This window comes from Sphingomonas larreae (genome assembly GCF_051400595.1).
Classification (GTDB): domain Bacteria; phylum Pseudomonadota; class Alphaproteobacteria; order Sphingomonadales; family Sphingomonadaceae; genus Sphingomonas.
The window spans coordinates 652137-671110 of record NZ_JBLFFI010000002.1 but is presented as its reverse complement, the minus strand read 5'-3'; the positions used below and the strand labels follow the sequence as shown (position 1 = coordinate 671110).

Below are 18974 nucleotides of genomic sequence, written 5' to 3'. Positions count from 1 at the left end.
CCCACCGTCCAACTTTGGACGCTCATTCATCTCGGTGCTCGCGCCTTCTCAGCGTTCCACGAAGATCCGATATTTGGCCTGGTTCACTAGGATTCAGACAATGATGCCGAATACCGCGCGGGTACCTCAGGCATGATCGGCGGCTTCTGCCGAGAGCGCAGGTGGCATCGCGGCGGAGGGCTCCTCCGCCGTGATCGCCAATTCCAGTTAGACCGGCCAGTCCGCTATCGGGTAGCAACCGCCGGTACGGCCGGAAATGCAGGCGAAGTTGCGCCGACGTGGGTGGAGTTTCGGAGATACCAGGGGCGACCCACTTCCTATCGGCGCTGCCAGCCGACCGTTGGGCGATTGTTACCTCCGCTCCTCGGAAATTGGCCGAACGCCGCCTGCGGGCGGCCGGCGTTCCGCTGCCGAAGGTCCTGGTGACGGCTGAGGACGTCCAACGTGGAAAGCCTGACCCATCCTGCTTTCTCACTGCCGCACAGCAGCTAGGTGCGGCACAGAGCAGTGCCTGGTGTTTGAAGACGCACCTGCCGGGGTAGCCGCCGCAAAAGCGGCCGGTGCTCACGTGGTCACTATCACTGCAGCACACCGCCACGCCGAGCTATCTGCGTTTGTTAATGCGACAGATTATTTAGATCTCCGCATCGTGCCCTCCGCGCAGGCGTCCTCGTCGTCGCTCGTACGATACACCCGGGAGCTCGCGCGCAACGCGACCTGACGAGGCAGGATCATCGAACAAAGCAGAGGGTTTTCCGCACGATGTGGCTCATGGGCGTAAGCGGACTGCAGGTAGTGGTTCGAATGGCGTAAACGCGGCTCCTTCCCGTCCGTGGCGAGGACCCAAAAACAGTCCTTCTCGGCACCCCCCGCGCAGCCCAGTATCAGACATCTGGTCAGGGGTGGAGCGACCAACTTGGGCTCTACCGGTGACCTCGTTCGTTCGGTGCTCACATGGCGAGCTGAGGCGCATGCTAGAAATCGACGCTGTATCGCAGACCTACCCCGATGGTACCCGGGCGCTGGACCGCGTGACGCTGTCGATCAGCCGCGGGCTGTTCGGCCTGTTGGGGCCGAACGGCGCCGGCAAGTCCTCGCTGATGCGGGTCGCAGCGACGCTGCAGCCGCCCTCGGCGGGACAGGTTCGGTTCGACGGCCTCAATGCGGTGGCGGAGCCTCAGTCGGTGCGACGACGATTGGGCTACCTGCCGCAAGATTTCGGTGTTTATCCCGGCGTCTCGGCCGAAGCCCTGCTTGATCAGATCGCTGTCCTAAAAGGAGTGACGGGTCGAGGCGAGCGGCGCGAAATCGCCGAGCGGCTGCTGCGGCTGGTCAATCTGTGGGATGCGCGCGGCCGGGCGGTGTCCAGCTTCTCTGGTGGCATGCGCCAGCGCTGGGGTGTCGCGCAGGCCCTGATCGGCGACCCGGACCTGCTGATCCTCGACGAACCGACAGCTGGCCTCGACCCGGCGGAGCGCAATCGCTTCCACGAACTGCTGTTCGGACTTGGCGAGAGCGCGACGGTGATTGTCTCGACTCACATCGTCGAGGACGTGGCCGATCTATGTGCCGAGGTGGCCGTGCTCGCGGGCGGACGGGTGCTGGCTGAAGGCGCGCCTGTCGCCCTCGCCTCGGCGCTAGCGGGGCGCGTGTGGCGCGGGCCGGTGGAGGCGTACGGCGGTAACGCCGCACTGCTGTCGCGGCGGTTGTCGGAGGGGCGGCGCGTCGCGCGCGTGCTGGCCGACGAGCGCCCGGGATCGGCATTCGAACCCGTTCCCGCGACGCTGGAAGACGCGTACTTCGCGGCGCTTGCGCGCGCGGAGACGGTCGCAGAATGATAGCGCGGCTCGCATGGCTCGAATTGCGCCAGCAGGTCGGCGGACGGGTCTTCTGGATCGTCTTTGCCGTGTCGGTGCTGATGGTAGTGGGCGGTATGGGCATCGATGAGCTACGGGTCGGCTTGGCCGAGGAGGGTGCGCGGGTCGGGGCGGCGGCGATCGTGCGGACGCACCTCGTCTGGAGCTTGTTTTTTCTGTTCACCGCCGCCGCGTTGGTCGGCGAGGCAGTGCTGCGCGACCAGTTGACCGGATTCGCAGACCTTGTTCGCGCGACGCCTGTCGCTCCGAGCAAACATGCTCTTGGCCGTTTCATGGGCGCGACCGGGGCCGTGCTGCTGTGCTTCGTCTCGGTTCCCACCGCGATGATCGCTGGCGGGGTGGCGCTCGGCCTGGGCAGCGGTCCCCCTGGGGGTCACCTGTTTGCCTTTTTCGCGTTGGCGGTTCCCAATCTCCTCCTTGCCTCCGCGTTGTTCTATGCGCTGGCGGGGGTGACGCGATCAATGACGGGGTGCTTGCTCGGCGCGGCAGGGCTGCTGACCCTATATGGCATTGTGGGCGAGAGCGGGAGCGGGAGTTCTAGCGTGATCGAACCGTTCGGCTTCGCCGCTGTAACCAATGCAACCCTGAGCTGGAGCGTCACGCAGCGGGACGCTGACTGGCCCTCGCTAGCGGGTGAGCTACTTGCCAATCGCACGGTGTGGTTGGGGGTCGCCGCAGCTTTGGTCGGGCTGGGGACATGGCTGCAGACCCGGCGCGCCGCTCGTGACGATCGGTCGCGCCGAGGCGCTACCAGCTCGAGCCGCGGTGCTGGACGATCCACCCGAGAGCGATCGTCACCCGCCTCGCCGCGAACGGCCTATAAAGCGACGATCATCGTGACGCAGATCGCGTCGCGAAGCGGGCTTGAAACGCGCCGGATCTTCCTGACCCCCGCGTTTGCTGCGCTGCTTACTATGAGCCTGGCGACCGCAGCGGCCGCAGCGGCCGCAGCGGTTGGGGTGTCGCGAGTCGATGGAACACCGGCCACGATCGCCGCGCTGGCTACCTCGTTCCGCCTCGTGCCGGTGGTGGTCGCCCTGTTCTTCGCGGGCGAGCTGTTCTGGGCCGAGCGCGAGCACAAGGTCGAGCCGATCATCACGGCGACCCCTGTTGCTGGAGCGGTGCTGGTCCTGGCCAAATTCCTCGCGTTGGCGCTGGTGCTGCTTTCGCTGGCGTCGGCCAGCGCCGGAGCGGGCGCGGCGACCGAAATCGCCATGGGGCGCTCGCCCGCACCACGCGCCTACCTGATGTGGTACGTTCTTCCTCAAACATATGACTGGCTGCTACTGGCGGCGCTGGCGATATTTCTCCAGTCGCTCGCGCCGAACAAGCTGGCGGGTTGGGGATATATGGTCTTCTACCTGATCGGCTCGCTCGCGCTGAACAAGCTGGGCTGGCAAGACCCGCACTATCGCTACGGCGGCTATCCCGGTGCGCCACTGCCGCCGGCCTTGAGCGGGGCGCATGACGTAGGCTGGTATCACCTCGGTTGGGGATTGGCGGCTGCCGCGATGATCGCGCTGGCGTGCATGCGTGGCCTTCCGCAGGCGCGTTCGCTGCGACACCCTCCGCCCTGGATCAAGCGATGAGCACGAACCCGAACCAAGTGACGATAACGGTCGAAACCACGACCATCGGCCTTGAGCGACCCGGGTTGGATCAAACGGCCCCTAGCTGAACGAGCACATACCCCCTTCCGAAGCGATTTCCGTATAGCGTGCCGCTGGTACGCTCTGGGCGGAGCTCGGGATCATCGCGACGCGATCGATAGGCAGTTGCTCATGTCGTTCGTCGCTACTGCTAGGCGCAACTATAACGCCGACGCGATCTGATCGCAATCAGAGCCGCTGGATCGATCCACCCGGTCGGCGATTGTTCGTTCATGAACACAACGCAGACAGGTGCCCTCACGCTATGCAGCGACATCGAGGTCGAATTGAAGCTCGAGCTCGATGCCGAACATCTCAATGCTCTCAGCGCAAGTCACGCGCTGGCGGGGGTACCCGCCCAAGACCGTGAACAGTTTTCCACCTATTTTGACACACCAAACCAGAACCTGCGTGCGGAAGGCTTTTCGCTTCGGGTGCGCCGCACCGGCCGGCGACACGTTCAGACGATCAAGACCAACGCGAGCGCCGCAGCCGGCATGTTCGCGCGCTCAGAATGGGAACAGGACGTCGTTGCACCGGAACCGGAATTAGGCATAGCCTCGCCTCTACGCACACTGATGACAGACGAGGTGCTGGGGCAGGTGGCGCCCGCGTTCACGGTAGCAGTCACGCGGCGCCAATGGCTGATCGAGCAGGATGGCGCTGTTATCGAGCTTGTGGCGGACAAAGGCATTGTGACAGCGGCGGATCGCAGCACGTCCGTGTCGGAGATTGAGCTGGAACTGAAAAGAGGACCCGCCAACGCCGTTTTTCGACTGGCTCGTGAACTCGCGCGCGACGTGCCAATACGGGTGGGCGTGCTAACCAAGGCGGAACGTGGTTACCGCCTGATCGAAGCCGCCGGCACTGATGCCGTCAAAGCCGAGCGCCTAGCTTTGAAGCCGGGCGCAACTGCGGCAGCGGCCTTTGCCGGCATTGTCGGAGTTTGCCTGAGGCAGTTCCGACTGAATGAGGATATCCTGCGACGCGACCCGAACCCCGGCGCTCTCCACCAAGCCCGCGTGGCGTTGCGACGACTGCGATCGGCTTTGTCGATTTTCAAACCAATCAATACCGATGATCGTCTCGAACACTTGGCAGGTGAGCTGCGCTGGCTGGCTGGGTCCCTGGGCGATGCGCGGGATCTGGACGTTCTGCTTGAGCGCCTCGGTCACGAAACTGCAGGAGGGCTGGTTGCTGCCCGCGGAGACGCTTACGCAGCCGCGCTCGGCGCGCTGGACTCTCAACGCGCGAGAGACCTGATGGTGGACCTGGTCGAGTGGTCGGTGCTCGGCGACTGGCGAACGCGCCCCGATAATCAAGAGATCGTCAATCGCCGTGCAGACCTCTTCGCCGCCCACACACTTTGCAAGCTGCGCCGACGGATTAAGCGGCGCGGCCGCGAGCTAGCCGAGCTCGACGACGAGGACCGCCACCGCGTGCGGATCTTGGCCAAGAAGCTGCGCTATGCAGCTGGCTTTTTTGAGATGCTGTACACCGGCAAAAAGGCGCGCCTGCGCTTCAAAGCGTTTTTGAAATCAATGGAGGCTTTGCAGGATCGCCTCGGCGAGCTTAACGATCTCGCCACGGCGCCCAACTTACTAGCTCGCTTTGGACTGGACACCAATGTCGCGATGCCTGCGGGCCGCCGCGAGGCGTTGTTGGCCCACGCGGCAGAGGCGCATCAGGCGCTTATGGATGCGAAGCGATTCTGGTGACCCGGAGATCGTAGCTTTCTCGAACTAAGCGGTGCTCACAAAGGCGCAGCCATCATCCAGCTTCCCTGTCCAGCATCGACTTGTCCTTATCCGCTTCGTTGTCCATACCCCCCTCTCGTAAGACTTGGTGTACGGCGATCTACAGCTTGCGGTAGGCCATCCAACGATGCGGCCTAGCGTGGACGCTGCAACGAGGGAACAGTAGCATGCAGAACGGACTACCTCGCCCCAGCCGCTCAGCTAGCTAGTCCGCGCGGTCTTTCCATCTCGCGTTTCGGCGGAAAGATGCGCTCCGCAGCCACTGGCTTGGACATCAGGTAACCTTGCCCTTCGTCGCACCCCCATTCACAGAGCATGTCGTAAGCGGCTTGCGTTTCAATCCCTTCGGCGACCACTCGGTAGCCGAGATCGTGCCCCATCGCGATCATCGTCTTGACCAGCAAACGGTCCTTGCCGGACGTGACCATGTCGCGCACGAAAGCCTGGTCGATCTTGAGCACGGAAACGGGCAGCTGCTGCAAGTACGAGAGATTGCTGTACCCGGTCCCGAAATCGTCGATGGCGATCTCGATACCTTCCGAACGTAGCTCCCGCAGCTGACCTATTACCCGCGTAGGATCATGCGCGATGGTACTTTCTGTGAACTCCAGTTCCAGCAGGTCGGGTGCAATCCCGGCGTCGCGGGTGGCGCGGAGGAGACGGACGGCGAAGTCCTCGTCATCAAGGTTCATCGCCGACGCATTGATGGAGACGGGAAGCGGCGTACCCGCTTTCGACCACGTCCGTGCCTGCGCGATGGCCGCGCGAACCACCCACTCCGTCATCGATCGAACAAGCGCGGTCGGCTCCACCAAAGGGACGAATTCAGAAGGGGACACCGCGCCAAGTTCAGGATGATCCCAGCGGATCAGGGCTTCCACGCCGCACCGGTTGCCCGAAACGAGCTGAATGCGAGGTTGGTAGACGAGCGACAATTGGCTTGGTGCCTCGAGCGCGGCGCCGAAGTCGTTCAGCAGGGCGAACCGGCGGGCGTTGCGCTGCGCGCTGGCGGGATCATAGCGGGCATGGCGGCCGGCGGCATTAGGCGCGTCGTCTCCCGCGTTCGACATGCGCTTGAACGCTTCTCGTGGCTCAACCGCGCCAACGGTGAAGTCGAAGATGCCGATCGTCGGGTCGGCAGCGACCGGCACTCCCCCGCACGCAATCGGCTCGCTCAGTGCTGCCACGATCCGATCAGCAAGCGCGTAGCTCTTAAGCAGATCATCCTCAATCAAAACGGCGCAGCGCGTTTGATCGACATGGTAGAGGCGCGCGCTGTTACCTGCCGTATGACGCAGGGTGCAGATCGCCTGTTGCATCAGCAGTCGGATGCTGTCGCTGCCTAGAGTTCGTGCGGCATTGGTGACGCGTGTGGGCGAGAAGATGTCGACCGATAGAAGCGCTGCTAATGCGCCTGGCCCGCGGCGGGCGAGATCGTCGAGATCTTCAAATAGCTGAAACTGGTTCGCTTGCCCCGTCGTGGCATCGACCCGGCCAACGAGGTTTTGCAGTTCGATCTGGCTCATCACCATGCCTGCAAGATCGAGCAGCACCTGTTCCTCGCCATCGCGCAAGGTGCGAACCTTGTCATCAACGACGCACAGCGTTCCAAGGCCGTGCCCCTCCCGGGTAAACAGCGGAGCACCCGCGTAGAAGCGAATGCCGGATTCGGCGAGGGGTGAGCCAACGAAACGCGGGTCGGCGGTAAGGTCGGGCACGACGAACACGCCCCTCCCCTCAATCGCATAGGCGCATGGCGCTTGCTCTCGAGGTATCTCGCTCAAATCAACGCCGACCTTCGATTTGAACCATTGGCGATCGCGATCGGTGAGCGAGATCGTCGAGACCGGCGCGGCGAGCAACTGGCTTGCGAGGCGGGTCAAGCGATCGAAGCTGTCGCTGGGTGCGCTGTCGAGCAGGCTAAGGTTGCGCAAGGCGTTCAGGCGCGCTTCCTCGTTCACCACGTGATCCAGCAGCTTCTCCACGCCAACGCCCTTTGTGCATGCCCGGGCATTCGGGATAACGCTGCGGCATTAACAAATCACTTGATAAGCAGGAGCGCCTTCCGGTGGCCGCGCCGGTCGATCCCTGCAGCGATGACAGCCGCACGATCGTGTTGAAGAGTTTGAGCTGTGCGTTGTTGAGGATTTGGTCCTCGCAGATCACGGTGGTCGGCGTCGGCGCGGAGAAGCCGCTGGACGTGATCCGCGAGCCGGTGACGACCACGTCGGGTTGCACGGTCGACGCGCCCTGCTGATCGGCCGTGCCGTCCGCCGACTAATTAGGGCCCATCAGCTGCAAGTCGGCGCGGCGGGATCGGCGCTTTGAGTGGACTCGGGCACGCCCGCCTCGCCTCGCGCGGTCTGCCGGGCCTGAGGCGCAGCATTATCGGCCTGAGCGGCCGGGGCTGTGGCTGTGGCTGTGGCTGTGGCTGTGGCTGTGGCTGTGGCTGTGGCTGTGGCTGTCTGGGCGGCGGCGGGAGTAATTGCAAGCGCAGCGGCGAGCGCAATCAGGCTGGCGGTTGTGCTGCAAATGAGCGCCTGCTCGCCGTTCCCTCGAAAATGTTCATTCTGCATCTCCCCGTGTCGCGCGATCGCCCCAACGGTTCGCCGGCGACCATTCTTGATCATCACTCTTGATTATTACCAGTTCGAAGCGGCCGCTTCATCTACGACCAAAGTAGCGTCCGCCCGGCGCAGCGCCCCTCAGGGCTGCGCTGCGTACAGGGCGTGGTGCGTCAGGATGAACAGCGTCCGCCCATCATCACCGCCGAACAGCAACTGCAGCGGACGATCAGGCACCTCGATCCGGCCTGCCTCCGTGCCGTCCGGATTGAAGACGAACACCTGCCCGTTCGCGACAAAGACACGGCCATCCGGCCCCTTGGCGACGCTCTCGCCACCGCGGCCCGCAAAGGGCTTTAGGTCCGCCAGCGCGCCGCCCGGCCCGACCAGCGCCGAATAGGTCCGGTTCTCCGACTCATTGGCGACATAGACCCGCTCGCCAACCGCGCTCGTCACCAGGCCATAGGTATCGAGCGTATCGGAGAAGCGCCAGCCAAGAAAATTGCCCGGTCCCTGCTGCCACACCCGGAACGCGGGCAGTGCCAGGCTGCCGTCGGGTGAACGGTACTCGGTCGCCTTGGCAGCTCCCGCGTCACGCGCGAACATCTCGGCAAGCGTCGTGAAGCGGTCGGCCGCCGGATTGTATTGATCGCGGAACTCGCCATTGTTCCAGAAGCTCGATGGTAGCGCGACCCGCGTGCCGGCGCGCGCCGCAACCGGAGTGGGCGGGATCACCCGGATCGACCCGGGATCGCCCGGCTTGATTGAATACACCGTCGCCGCCGGCCCGTCCGATGACAGCACCAGCAGCCCGCCCGACTTGTCGACTGCCAGGTTCACCGCGTCGAGCGGCGCGTCGGCCGCAACCGACAGCCCCTCACCCGCGGACCAGCCATGGATGCGCTGGAAGAAACGGTCGGCGAAGAACAGCTTGCCCTTCGCGTCCACTGCGCCGCCGCCGATGGAATAGAACCCGTCCGCCAGCTTGCGTACCTGCGCCAACGAAGCTGGCGGCGTGGCCGCGGGCGTTGCGTCCGTGACGTCCAATACTGCGAACTCGCGCTCGCGCACCTCCAGCCCGCGCGTCACGTCTTGGATTGCATTCTCGTACGGGAACTTGCTCGCGCGCAGATACGTCCCGCAGCCATTCGCGTCACAGGTCGAAAAGCCGCTCTCCGCATTCACATGGACGTTGCGAAAGCGGATGTTGCTCGACCCGTACAGCTTCACCGCCGCGGGCGCCGGCTGGAGCGAGCGGGTAACGCGATAGCCATGATAGTTGGCGAACAGGATGTCGCGCGAGTTGCGCACTTCCAGCGACACCGTGTTGCGGCTCTCGCCCGCTTCCTCTTCGGTCTGCGGCGCCAGGAACTCCCAGTTGCGTACCCCATCCAGCACGATCTCGGCGCGCAGGTGATGCTCCGCCGACATCTCGTACACATGGCCGGGCGTGCTGGTGTTGGTGACGTACAGCCCGGCCTGTGCATAGGTATTCGGCGTCCACAGGCCGTTAAAGGTGCCACCCCCTCCGTCCGTCACCCACAGGCTGGCATATTGGCCGTCCCAGCGCTTCTTGGGATCGGCGTCTGCGGTGTGGTTGGCGTTGTATGGGTCGAACTTGCTGCCATCGGGCAGGATGGTGCCGTGGCCGCCCTGGAACTTGACGTCGTCCACCAGCGACTGCTCGCCCGCACGCCACAACAGCCCGGTCGCGCGCGGGTTGCTGCCGCCGGTGTGCAGCCCCAGCCCCGTCACGATCGCATCGCCACCGCGCGCGCTTTCCATCAGCGCCTTGGGCGCGCCGACGCCGCCATAAGCAGGCGTGTCCTCCGCCAGCACGATCTGCGTCATGCCGGGGTGCAGGCCGATCAGCACGCTGTCGGGCCTGAGCTTCAGGGTATCGGTGACGCGATAGAAGCCGCTCGGGAAGTACACGACCTTGCGCGTGTCGATCGCCCGCTGGATCGCGGCGGTATCATCCGTTGCGTTGTCGCCCTTGGCGCCCAGGTCGCGGACATTGGCCCAAGTCGACGTGGCCGGGAACGCCCGGATCGCGGGATTGCCGACACGCGGCACGCTGCCGATCGCGCTTGCGTCCATCCGCGTCTCGAACTTGCCAAGCTGCCCCAGCGCCGGGACGGTCAGGCCATAGGTGAACTCCTTGACGCGATAACGCGGCGCTGGGCTCGCCACCGTCTTCCCGGAGTCGCGGAAGCGCGCGAACACGGGCGTGCCGGTCGCCACAACGTTCTCGAAGCCGACCTGGGTATAGCTATTGTTCTCGTTGCTGATGATCACGCCCGCGCGCGACACGTTCTCGAGTCGGACGTTCTTCCCCCACAGCCAGTCGCCATAGCCCTGGTCGATCTCGATCCCGACCGGCACGTTGCGGAACTGAACGTTGCTGAGGGTCAGCCCCGCCTCATGCTCACGGATCGCGGCGTCGCGCTGCCCGTCAAACGTTGCATCAAGCAATGTGTACTGCCACGCGGGTGAGGTCTTCTCAGTCAGGATGCCATAGCGGCCGCCGTGAAAGGCAAGGTCCTGCCCAAGGTTGCCGACCTGATAGATGCCCGCCAGCGCGGACCCCAGGCGGAAGTCGATATGGCTCAGAAACGCGTGCTGCGCGACGTGCGATCGCACCGCGGCCGCGGCCGGGTTGCCGTCCGCGATCTCGAAATCGACGTTGGACAGTGCGGAATAAAAGGTTCCCGAATTGGCGTCAGCGATCTTGGGATCGAATGGAACGCTGGTGGGCGGCGGCACCGGCACGCGCTGCGGCATGGGAAGGCCACCCGGCCCGGCAACGCTCGCACCTGGCCGATTGCCAGTGAAGAACACCATGTTGCCGACCCGATGCTGGAAGCCGGGGGTGTTGGCGCTCAGGAAGATCACGGGCCGCGCCTTGCCGACGCCGAACACCCGGACGCCGGGCCAGATATACAGGGTGCGGCTGATCCGGTACCGGCCCGATGGCAGGAAGACGATGTTGCCGCCAGCCTTGCCCTCGGCCGCGTCGATCGCCGCCTGGATCGCGGCGGTGTCGTCCGCCACGCCATCGCCGCGCGCCTGCACCGTCACCGCCCGTGCATCCTTTGGCGCGGCAAGCAGGCTGGATCGCGACGCGGCAAGCACCGGCACCGCCGTACTTCCCAGCAAAACCGCCACTATCGAAAGCCTGGCGAGCTTCATTGCGTTCAACATGTCATCCACCCTTGGCCGGGAAGCGGCCGCTGCGCGCAGCTTGCCTGATCGATGCGTGGAAGGGAAAGAGGGCGCCTGTCGCGTCCACGACCGCGACCATAGTCCTAATGGCATCATCGCCCGCGCAGCCGTTAGAACAATCAGGCAGCGGAACGTCGTTTCCGCCGCAACCGGGCGGAGGCGAGGACGGGTGCAGCAGCAGCGAACAAGGACGGACCTGCCCCCGTGCGCCCTGGCGATCATGGGCGTCAGCGGCAGCGGCAAGTCGACGCTGGGCACTTTCTTGGCCGACCAGCTCTGCGCACCTTTCTGGACGGCGACCTTTTCCACGCCTCTGACAACGTCGCCAAGATGCGCTCCGGTCAGCCGCTGGACGACAATGATCGCTGGCCCTGGCTCGAACGATCTGGGTGCCGCTGCAGGCGTGGCGGTCCGGGAAAGCGGGCTTGCGGTGGTTGCCTGTTCCGCGCTGAAGCGGGTGTATCGCGAAAGGCTGGCACAGGCGGCGGGCGTCCCCGTGCTGTTCATCCTCCTAGAAGCCGACCGGGACGAATTGCAGCACCGCCTGACCTGCCGGCCGGGTCACTACATGCCCGCCAGCCTGCTCGGCAGCCAGCTCGCCGCGCTGGAACGGCCGGGCCCGGGCGAGCGCGCGTTGCAGTTCGATTTCCGCCTCCCGCCCGAACACCTGGCCGAAGCCGCGCAGCGCTGGGCCCACGACACGCTTCTCGCGAGCTGAAGGGGGGCCGCGAGGGGGGCGTCAGGGCATCAGCCGCTTGCGCCCCTGGCTCAGGTGCCAGCGCATCGCCAGCGCCGCGCCGTCCCCATCCTGAGCGCGGATTGCTTCCACGATCGCAATATGCTCCCCCATCATCGCAGCGATGACCTCGGGCGGGCGGGAGCGGGAGATGTCGACCCCTGTCTTCAGGATGCGCTCCACGTCCTCGCGCAGATGATCGAAGATCGACAGGAAGGCGGTGTTGGCGGTCGCTTCCGCGATGGCGCGGTGCAGGAACCAGTCCTCGTCGATGGACGATGCCCGTATAGGCCCGGTCGGCGAGCCGACCCCCGAACGTAGCTCGCGGCCATGACCAGCGCGAGCCCGACCACCGATATGGTCGTCTCGAGAAGGGACCAGGTCTTGAACGTGTCGGGTGTGTTGGTGCCGAGATAGCCCTTCACCAGCCAGAAGCCCGGATCGTTGACGTGGCTGAAGAACACCGATCCCGCGCCGATCGCCAGCACCGCCAGCTCCGGCTACACGCCGGAGGCCGCCACCACTTCCAACATCACGCCAACCGCGGTGACCGTCGCCACGGTCGCGGACCCGGCCGCCAGGCGGATCCCGACCGCGATCAGCCAGCCGAGCAGCAAGGGCGAAATCGCGTGCCCGAGCACCAGCCCCGCGGCTACAATGCGGTCAGCGTCGCTGACGTGACCGCTGCGCTCGGAATCAATCCGCCGAGCTTCTACGCCGCTTTCGGTAGCAAGGCCGGCCTCTATGCCCGCGTGCTCACACGTTATAACAGCGGCAGTGCCGTCCCGCTGGCCGCCTTGCTGCGCGACGATCGCCCGGTTAAGGACTGCCTTGCCGCCGTTCTGGAGGAAGCCGCAAGGAACTATGCCGCTGATCCGGATGCGGCCGGGTGCCTCGTTCTCGAAGGCGTGCGCTGCGATGACCAGCAAGCCCGCGAGGCGGCGCTAGCGTACAATCTAGCTGCCGAAGGAGTGATCCGAGCCTATGTTGCGGCTCGCTGTCCTGACAAAGCCGAGCAGTTGACCGATTTCGTCAGCACGACCATGTCCGGGCTCTCCGCCAAAGCCCGTTCGGGGCACGGATTAGATCAACTGCTGGCAACCGCCCGCCTCGCCGGCATGGCTATCACGCAGGCTGTTCCTGGCTAGACTGCGCGGTTCCCCGAGAGGCGACCCAGTTGCGGCAGTTCCGCTCGTCTTACGCCTCTCAGGCACGAGTCACGCGTTCTTGTACGCTGGGTAACAGGTCAGGCAGGTCGGACATCAGCAGTTCTGAAGGCCGTCTCATAGGCGAACAGGCCTGGTAGGCCGCCCGTCATGATGAAGAGTACGGGGCCGCCGTCAGTCCACGCACCGTCACGTGTGGCGGCAATCAGGCCTGCGAACGCCTTTCCGCCATAGACTGGGTCGAGCAGAAGCCCTTCCGTGCGTGCGACGAGTCGTACGGCTTCGAACATGCCATCAGTGGGCACGCCATAGCCGTCGCCAAGCTGGCCGTCTGCGACGGCGATCTCGCCTTCGGCAAAGACGCCTGCCGGATCGAGCAAGGCGAACGTCCCGGTCGCCAGCCGGGCAGTGGTCTCCCTTGCCTCTCGGATTGGAGCGAGGACGGTGAAGGACTGTACTCGCGATGGCTCGTCACCGGTGGCCTTGAGTCCGGCAGCAAGCCCAGCGTGGGTGCCGGAGCTGCCGTTCGGCACCACGATGCGAGAGAAACGGAGCCCGAGCGCCTGTTCCTGCGCGATGATCTCCTGCGCGCAGACCGCGTAGCCGAGGCAGCCGAGCGGCGACGACCCGCCTGCTCCCACGACATAGGCGCGGCGCCCGGCCGCCGCGAGCTGTGCGGCGCGCTCTCGGGCGATCTCAAGGGCGCCGACACCGCCTGGCCTTCGATGGATGATCGCGCCGAACAGGTCGTCGAGCAGCACATTGCCGTTGCGCTGGTAGGCCTCGTCATCCCGCGCGACGGTATCGGTCAGCACCAGCTCGCACGCCAAACCCGCGCGCGCTGCGGCCGCCGCGCTCAGCCGCGCGTGGTTCGACTGCCGTGCGCCCGTGGTAATGAAGGTGTCGCAGTCCTGTTCCAGCGCCTCGCCGATCAGGAACTCGAGCTTCCGGAGCTTGTTGCCGCCCCCGCCAAGGCCCATCAGGTCGTCGCGTTTGACGTAGATTGGCGGGCAATCGCGACGTCCCAGAGCCTCCTCAAGCCGCGTCAAGCGCTGGACCGGCGTCGGCGCCTCAACCAAGGGAAAACGGGGCCGTTCTTCGAGCGAGATAGTCATCGTTCCTCCGCGGGGCATCCGAGCAGCAGCGCCGGGTCGCTTAGCTTTGCGCCGTATCAACGAAGCCACATTTGGAAGCCAGCGCTGGAGGACGCAGAAGCCTTGGGGTGGACGCTCCCTGACGGCATCGTTGTTCCAAAAGTGGAGGTGCTGGAACACCACTGCAGGCGTCCGTGAGTGAGTTAGCACAGTCGGCATCCATCTGGCGAAGTCGGTTTTTCAGGTCCACGGCGCGGATGCGAGCGGCGGGTCGTGTACCAAGAAGATACGACGGGATCAGGTGATGCCTTTCTCCTCGAGCTTGCCGTGGTGGGTGGTGGCGATGGAGGTGTGTCGCTTCTACCTCGACGAGCTTCACGTCTACAGCGACGCAGTCTCCGTGCACCGTGCGCCCCGCATTTTCAGGCCTACCTTGCCGCGATCGGCGATTTCGCCGAACGAACCTGCCTTCGTCCTCAAGCCCGTCTCCGCGAGCTGAGGCGACCATCATGCGTAACCTGACGCATTGGATCGGCGCTGGGCCGCTGGCACAGCCATTCTACGCCGACGAGATCCTAATGCTGGCCTACTGTGCAGGCATGGTGCTTCGGGTTGCCAACACTCTCTTTCCTGCGGGATGGTCACTGATCCTTCCACGTGGCCTACCATCAGGACTGCTTGTGACCGCCTTCGCCTCATCAATTCAGCCGCGAGAGAGAGCACGACCATGACCATGACGAGCCCCGCATCCTTGACGAACGTGGTGGAGACGATCCGGGTCGCAGTCGCCCCGGTCTTTCTTCTGACTGGGCTCGCGGCCCTGCTCGGCGTGATGACCGGCAGATTGGCGCGCATCATCGACCGGGCAAGGCTACTGGGTGACAGGCCCGTCAAGGAGCTGCCCACCGATCAGCAGTCCGAACGACGCATACTGCCGGCACGGATCAGGCTGATTCGGCGAGCAATCCTGCTCGCTGCCATGTCCGCCCTCGCCTTGTGTCTCGTAATCGTCCTGCTCTTCGTCGCGAGCCTCGTCGATCTTCACATCGGCGTTGCGGCCGCCCTCATGTTCATCACGGCCATGCTGCTGCTGATGGGCGCCCTTGCCTGCTTCATCGCTGAGATAAGGCTGGCGCTCACGATAATCTACGTCGCCGCTGACGATCACTAATCGGAAGCCTGGCAGTTTCTTTCATGATCGGAAAATGAAATCCTCGCCATGATCAACATTTGCCGCCTCTCGCTTGCCGCTTCGCTGTTTGCCATATCGGTCGCTGCTGTCGCGCAGCCCGCCCACTGGCCCGGTTCGCAACATCGTTCGCGTGCATGGCGCCTTTGGATGGCACCCGGTACCTGATCCGCCGCGTAGAGCGGGTGGCTCGTGAGGCGCTCGCATACGTCATTCGGGACTGAGCGCCGTCAGGGGCCGAAAGGCCTTTCGCCGCATCGATCACCCGGCAACAGCGCTCGTCCCGCCGTGCGAGAGTAGCCACTCGCGGTGGCTGAGGTGGACATGAATATGCCATCGAATCATGGCCGCCGGGAGGGAGGATGGTCCATTCGTCGATCGAACGTGTTCAATGTGTCCCATGAGGGCGAGTCAATCATCGTCGACATCAAGGCGCCGAGCGGGACGTGTAATCTCACGCTTACGCGAGAAGAGGCGAGCCTTCTGGTAGCCGCGCTCGTCACGGCGACGCGGGACTTCAGCAGGGACGCGGCAGGCAATGACCGCTAGAAGAGCGCGAAGTCCTGCGCGTGAAGGAGAGTGGGATCCTCGCTGCCTCGTTCGGCGCCTTCATGCTGCTCCTAGCGGCGGTGAACGCGATTCAAGGCGATGCGGCTCTTCAGAGCGGACCTGAGGCAACGCGGGCAGATGAGCGCGCCCTCTTTTGGCTCAGTACCTTGTCCCTCGTGCTCATTGAGAGCTGGATGCTGGGCTGGACCATCCTGAGAGGCCGGGGCGGTCAGCGAGACGATTAAGCCCGCACAAGGTTCTTCGCGAACCGCCGAGCCTCAAGCTCCTGGTTGAAGAGGAGGTCCAGCCAGCGGTCCTCATTGGGCAGGTAGAAGCCCCAGGTCATCTTTGGGTGAGCGGACCGGAGCTTGGCGACGATGGTCGGGCTATGCGGCATGTGAGCTGCCTACCAAAGAGGTATTGAGAATAGGCGAACGCCCCCACCTTCGCCCGCTGGCTTTAGGCTGCAACACGAGCCTGGCATTAGACGCGACCAGGCACGGCCGCTAGCCCCGTCCACCCGGTCGACCCGGCCAGCCTCAAAGGCCAGCCGGGTCTCGGGACAGCCTCTCGCTCAGGGGTCGAGGCCGCTTCGATGTGTAGCCCACAGCATTGATCCGCTCACCTGTGCATAAGGAGAGGCGGTTACCCCTCTCGCACCACCGCACGTAGGGGCGCCGGATCGCCGAGGTACGCGACGACTAGCGCCAGCTCGGCTGCCGTGCGGCCGTCAGGTCCTCGCAGAAGCGCTTAGCCTCGCGCTCGTTCTTGAAGGTGGCCGATAGCCACCTGTCACCGACGGGCAGGTAGAGGCCCCAGATGTCCCGCGGGCAATCCGGTCGCAGCTTTGCGACCATGCGGGGAGCTTGCGGCATCTCGCGACTTAGATCTTTCACTATTGAGCAAGCTCGCTCGCGGAGTTCCCGAACTAGAGTCGGCAGGGCCCGCTGCCATGTCAATGCGTTACGCTCTCGACAGCGGGAGACGACCAATGTCGTTCTATCGATGCGCGATGACCACCGGCGACGCATTCGCAGAGAGCGGGGGCGTCGAGCAATCGAGCTTGGATGCGGCGAAGGCCCATGCGGTTGAGCTTGCGACCCAGCACCTCTCGGCAGTTGATGGCGAGTCTGGCGGGAAAGTGACTGGAAGCTGGACCTCATGGACGAGCACGGCAAAATCCTGTTGGCCTTGATGATCCACGGCCTCGACGCACCTGCGAGCGGCCGGTCAAGGCGGAGGACGCCGCTTAGCTCCGTCGGCCCCTTACAGCGGCGCTCACGGCCTCGTAGGCTCTCTGAACACCATGCCGTTGCCCGATGCCCACCTCGGCGCTCAATGCTCTCAGGAGGCCCTCAGGACCGCCTTGTCGGCGCCCAGGTTCATGAGGCACCTGAGGGCCAGCCGCAGCCCCGCGTCCTCTCGGTCCGGCCTCCCGGGCTGCTCGCACGCCTCCCGCAGGATGGCGAGGCATAGCTCTACGACGACGCGACGAGACTTTGCGGACACGGGGTCCGTGAGAACACCGGGAACGATGTAGGAAAGTCCTGATCGAGGTCGGTGACGGTTGTGATGGCACGCCGCCGAACGAGCTGCGATCCTCGGTGAGATGCCAAGCTATCACATCGTCGTGCGAGACGGCGCCACAGAGCCCTGTGGGGGCGTAGAGAGCCACCGGGACATCGAGGCGGCTCACCGATCGGCTGTGCGGTCGACGGTCGGTATCCTCATGGACGCGAAAACGTTCGATGGGCCGCTCGCCGCTAGCGTGGCGATCCGTGAGGCAGCGACGAACGTCACCCGGATCGTGCGTGTGGCGGTGCTCGTCTCTCACACGTTCGAGTGAGTGGACGGAGGGTTCGGCTAGTCAGCGGGCGAGCATCTTGCAGACGCATGCGAAGGCCTCGCGGGCGCGCAACACGCCCCCGTTAGAAACGAGCAGCAGAAGCAAGGCGCTACCGCCGAAGGGCCGGCGCGTAAGTGCCTCTCTTTAGGTGACGGCTCTACCCACTCGGCGTATTGTCCGGCTGCAAGGGCGTGAGGCTCTGGAACGGGAATGTCATGGCGGATGGTATCGATTTGATGCTGGCGCGCTCAGGGGCGAGACGGCAGGCGCGTCACGGCTCCGGGAAGACTCCGTATGCCCATACGGCCACAGCGAGGTGGAACAGCGGCTCGCGCGGGAGGAAGGCTTTAGAGACGCTCGGCTCCGACGGGAGGGTGAGGTGGTCGACGGCGCCCTTGCCCCCTGCGTGCGTGGTTACAACTAGCGGCAAGGGCAGGCCACCGTCTTTGTGCGCCGATCGCTCGACGGTTGCCCAAAACTCGAAAAGGCCGCTAGTCGCTGCCGCTCTTCTGGCCCGTTCTGAACTGCATCCGAGCGCCCACGCCGCCGCCCTCGAAGGCACCCGAGGTCACTCCAGGTGCGAGGGGAGACGAAGCGGTGTACTCAGGACGCACCTCGGCTCATGGAGAACGGGCAAAGGCTGTAGAGGGAATTGCTTCTGATCGGCTCGGCCACACACGACGACCTCGCCGCTCCGGGTTGGCGGGCATCGTGTTCACGCCGACCTTCGCCTTTCGGGGACTTGGGAAGGGGCAGCAAACCTAGCCGGGTTTGAAGCCGCTGGTCGCCATCTCCGTAGCGACTTGCTGTGCATCCAGAACTTATCGTCTTCCCAGCGGAGGATGGGTCCTGATTGTGTCCGGTAGGTGCCGGATGCCCGGTGGGTGCCACCACGAGCATTTCGGCGGCGGAACAACGCGGCTAGGATGGGGTTCAGAGAACTCTAAAAGGATTATACATGTCCCACATCCCGAACTCCGCCATGAAGCACGCGGGCCCTGTGCACCACGACGAGGAAGGTCCTGTGGACCACCACGAGGAGGCGCCGGCCAAATCCGAGAAGGGGGTCAAAGCACCGCCTCTTGGCCTTGGGACTGGCACTTGGTTCGCGATCGGTGGAGCCATCCTCGCCTCTGCTGCGGCGGCGGTCGCCCTGCCGCTACTACGTCGGGGTGAAGAGACTAAGCCGACGCGACGTGGCAAGAAGGGGAACGCGGGCAAGCAAGACTCGGTCTCGCAGCGGTCGTCGGACTCCTAGTTAGAGCGCATCGGCTCCGCTATTTTCTCCCGTCCGAGACCTAGCGGAGCAAGGCCAGAGTGCC

General features: G+C 64.7%; 12 protein-coding genes and 3 pseudogenes. 10 read left to right on the top strand and 5 right to left on the bottom strand.

Annotated features, from left to right (window positions below):
- Positions 1–200 precede the first annotated feature (200 nt).
- The 4 genes from ACMGDM_RS11475 (at position 201) to ACMGDM_RS11460 (ending at position 5244) form a co-directional block, all read left to right on the top strand.
- Complete coding sequence (locus ACMGDM_RS11475) at positions 201–542, top strand: HAD family hydrolase (RefSeq protein WP_436804277.1); 342 nt, start codon at positions 201–203, stop codon at positions 540–542.
- 429 nt (positions 543–971) lie between these two features.
- Positions 972–1838, top strand: coding sequence for an ABC transporter ATP-binding protein (locus ACMGDM_RS11470; protein WP_436804238.1), 867 nt, complete (start codon positions 972–974; stop codon positions 1836–1838).
- Complete coding sequence (locus tag ACMGDM_RS11465) at positions 1835–3466, top strand: ABC transporter permease (RefSeq protein WP_436804237.1); 1632 nt, start codon at positions 1835–1837, stop codon at positions 3464–3466. The genes ACMGDM_RS11470 and ACMGDM_RS11465 overlap by 4 nt, the downstream gene beginning before the upstream one ends.
- Before the next feature lie 293 nt (positions 3467–3759).
- Positions 3760–5244, top strand: coding sequence for a CYTH and CHAD domain-containing protein (locus ACMGDM_RS11460; RefSeq protein ID WP_436804236.1), 1485 nt, complete (start codon positions 3760–3762; stop codon positions 5242–5244).
- Between the two features lie 236 nt (positions 5245–5480).
- Here the strand turns inward: ACMGDM_RS11460 and ACMGDM_RS11455 are convergent, their stop codons facing one another.
- Positions 5481–7268 carry a bifunctional diguanylate cyclase/phosphodiesterase gene (locus tag ACMGDM_RS11455; protein WP_436804235.1) on the bottom strand — a complete coding sequence of 596 codons (1788 nt, stop codon included), beginning with the start codon at positions 7266–7268 and terminating at the stop codon, positions 5481–5483.
- A gap of 83 nt (positions 7269–7351) precedes the next feature.
- On the opposite strand from ACMGDM_RS11455, the gene ACMGDM_RS11450 reads away from it, so the two are divergent.
- A complete protein-coding gene (locus ACMGDM_RS11450) occupies positions 7352–7540 on the top strand; it encodes a hypothetical protein (protein ID WP_436804234.1) in 189 nt (62 codons plus the stop codon).
- A 448-nt stretch (positions 7541–7988) separates the two neighbouring features.
- Here ACMGDM_RS11450 and ACMGDM_RS11445 read toward each other — a convergent pair whose 3' ends face one another.
- On the bottom strand, positions 7989–10928 hold the full coding sequence (locus ACMGDM_RS11445) for a glycosyl hydrolase family 28-related protein (protein ID WP_436804233.1): 2940 nt from the start codon (positions 10926–10928) through the stop codon (positions 7989–7991).
- Here ACMGDM_RS11445 and ACMGDM_RS11440 point away from each other — a divergent pair.
- A complete protein-coding gene (locus ACMGDM_RS11440) occupies positions 10888–11790 on the top strand; it encodes a gluconokinase (RefSeq protein WP_436804232.1) in 903 nt (300 codons plus the stop codon). The genes ACMGDM_RS11445 and ACMGDM_RS11440 overlap by 41 nt on opposite strands.
- A 21-nt stretch (positions 11791–11811) precedes the next feature.
- On the opposite strand, the pseudogene ACMGDM_RS11435 reads toward ACMGDM_RS11440, so the two are convergent.
- Together ACMGDM_RS11435 and ACMGDM_RS11430 are read right to left on the bottom strand one after the other, a co-directional pair.
- Positions 11812–12078, bottom strand: a pseudogene (locus ACMGDM_RS11435) (FadR/GntR family transcriptional regulator); the annotation flags it as partial.
- A 44-nt stretch (positions 12079–12122) separates the two neighbouring features.
- Positions 12123–12467 (bottom strand): annotated as a pseudogene (locus ACMGDM_RS11430) (GntT/GntP/DsdX family permease); the annotation flags it as partial.
- Positions 12468–12485: 18 nt separating this feature from the next.
- On the opposite strand from ACMGDM_RS11430, the gene ACMGDM_RS11425 reads away from it, so the two are divergent.
- A complete protein-coding gene (locus tag ACMGDM_RS11425) occupies positions 12486–12956 on the top strand; it encodes a TetR/AcrR family transcriptional regulator (protein ID WP_436804276.1) in 471 nt (156 codons plus the stop codon).
- A 98-nt stretch (positions 12957–13054) separates the two neighbouring features.
- On the opposite strand, the gene ACMGDM_RS11420 is transcribed toward ACMGDM_RS11425, so the two are convergent.
- Positions 13055–14089 carry a D-cysteine desulfhydrase family protein gene (locus ACMGDM_RS11420; RefSeq protein ID WP_436804231.1) on the bottom strand — a complete coding sequence of 345 codons (1035 nt, stop codon included), beginning with the start codon at positions 14087–14089 and terminating at the stop codon, positions 13055–13057.
- A gap of 196 nt (positions 14090–14285) precedes the next feature.
- Between ACMGDM_RS11420 and ACMGDM_RS11415 the strand changes: the two are divergent.
- From ACMGDM_RS11415 to ACMGDM_RS11405, 3 genes and pseudogenes are all read left to right on the top strand, one after another.
- Positions 14286–14423 (top strand): annotated as a pseudogene (locus tag ACMGDM_RS11415) (IS110 family transposase); the annotation flags it as partial.
- A 372-nt stretch (positions 14424–14795) separates the two neighbouring features.
- Positions 14796–15239, top strand: coding sequence for a DUF2721 domain-containing protein (locus tag ACMGDM_RS11410; RefSeq protein WP_436804230.1), 444 nt, complete (start codon positions 14796–14798; stop codon positions 15237–15239).
- A 2176-nt stretch (positions 15240–17415) separates the two neighbouring features.
- Positions 17416–17652, top strand: a complete 237-nt coding sequence (locus ACMGDM_RS11405; RefSeq protein WP_436804229.1) for a hypothetical protein — start codon at positions 17416–17418, stop codon at positions 17650–17652.
- The last annotated feature ends 1322 nt before the right edge of the window (positions 17653–18974 follow it).

What these genes read in the sequence shown, in the direction of transcription:
- ACMGDM_RS11460 (WP_436804236.1), top strand. Translation starts at nt 3,760, where the DNA reads ATGAACACAACGCAGACAGGTGCCCTCACGCTATGCAGCGACATCGAG.
- ACMGDM_RS11465 (WP_436804237.1), top strand. Translation starts at nt 1,835, where the DNA reads ATGATAGCGCGGCTCGCATGGCTCGAATTGCGCCAGCAGGTCGGCGGA.
- ACMGDM_RS11410 (WP_436804230.1), top strand. Translation starts at nt 14,796, where the DNA reads ATGACCATGACGAGCCCCGCATCCTTGACGAACGTGGTGGAGACGATC.
- ACMGDM_RS11470 (WP_436804238.1), top strand. Translation starts at nt 972, where the DNA reads ATGCTAGAAATCGACGCTGTATCGCAGACCTACCCCGATGGTACCCGG.
- ACMGDM_RS11420 (WP_436804231.1), bottom strand. Translation starts at nt 14,089, where the DNA reads ATGACTATCTCGCTCGAAGAACGGCCCCGTTTTCCCTTGGTTGAGGCG.
- ACMGDM_RS11405 (WP_436804229.1), top strand. Translation starts at nt 17,416, where the DNA reads ATGCCAAGCTATCACATCGTCGTGCGAGACGGCGCCACAGAGCCCTGT.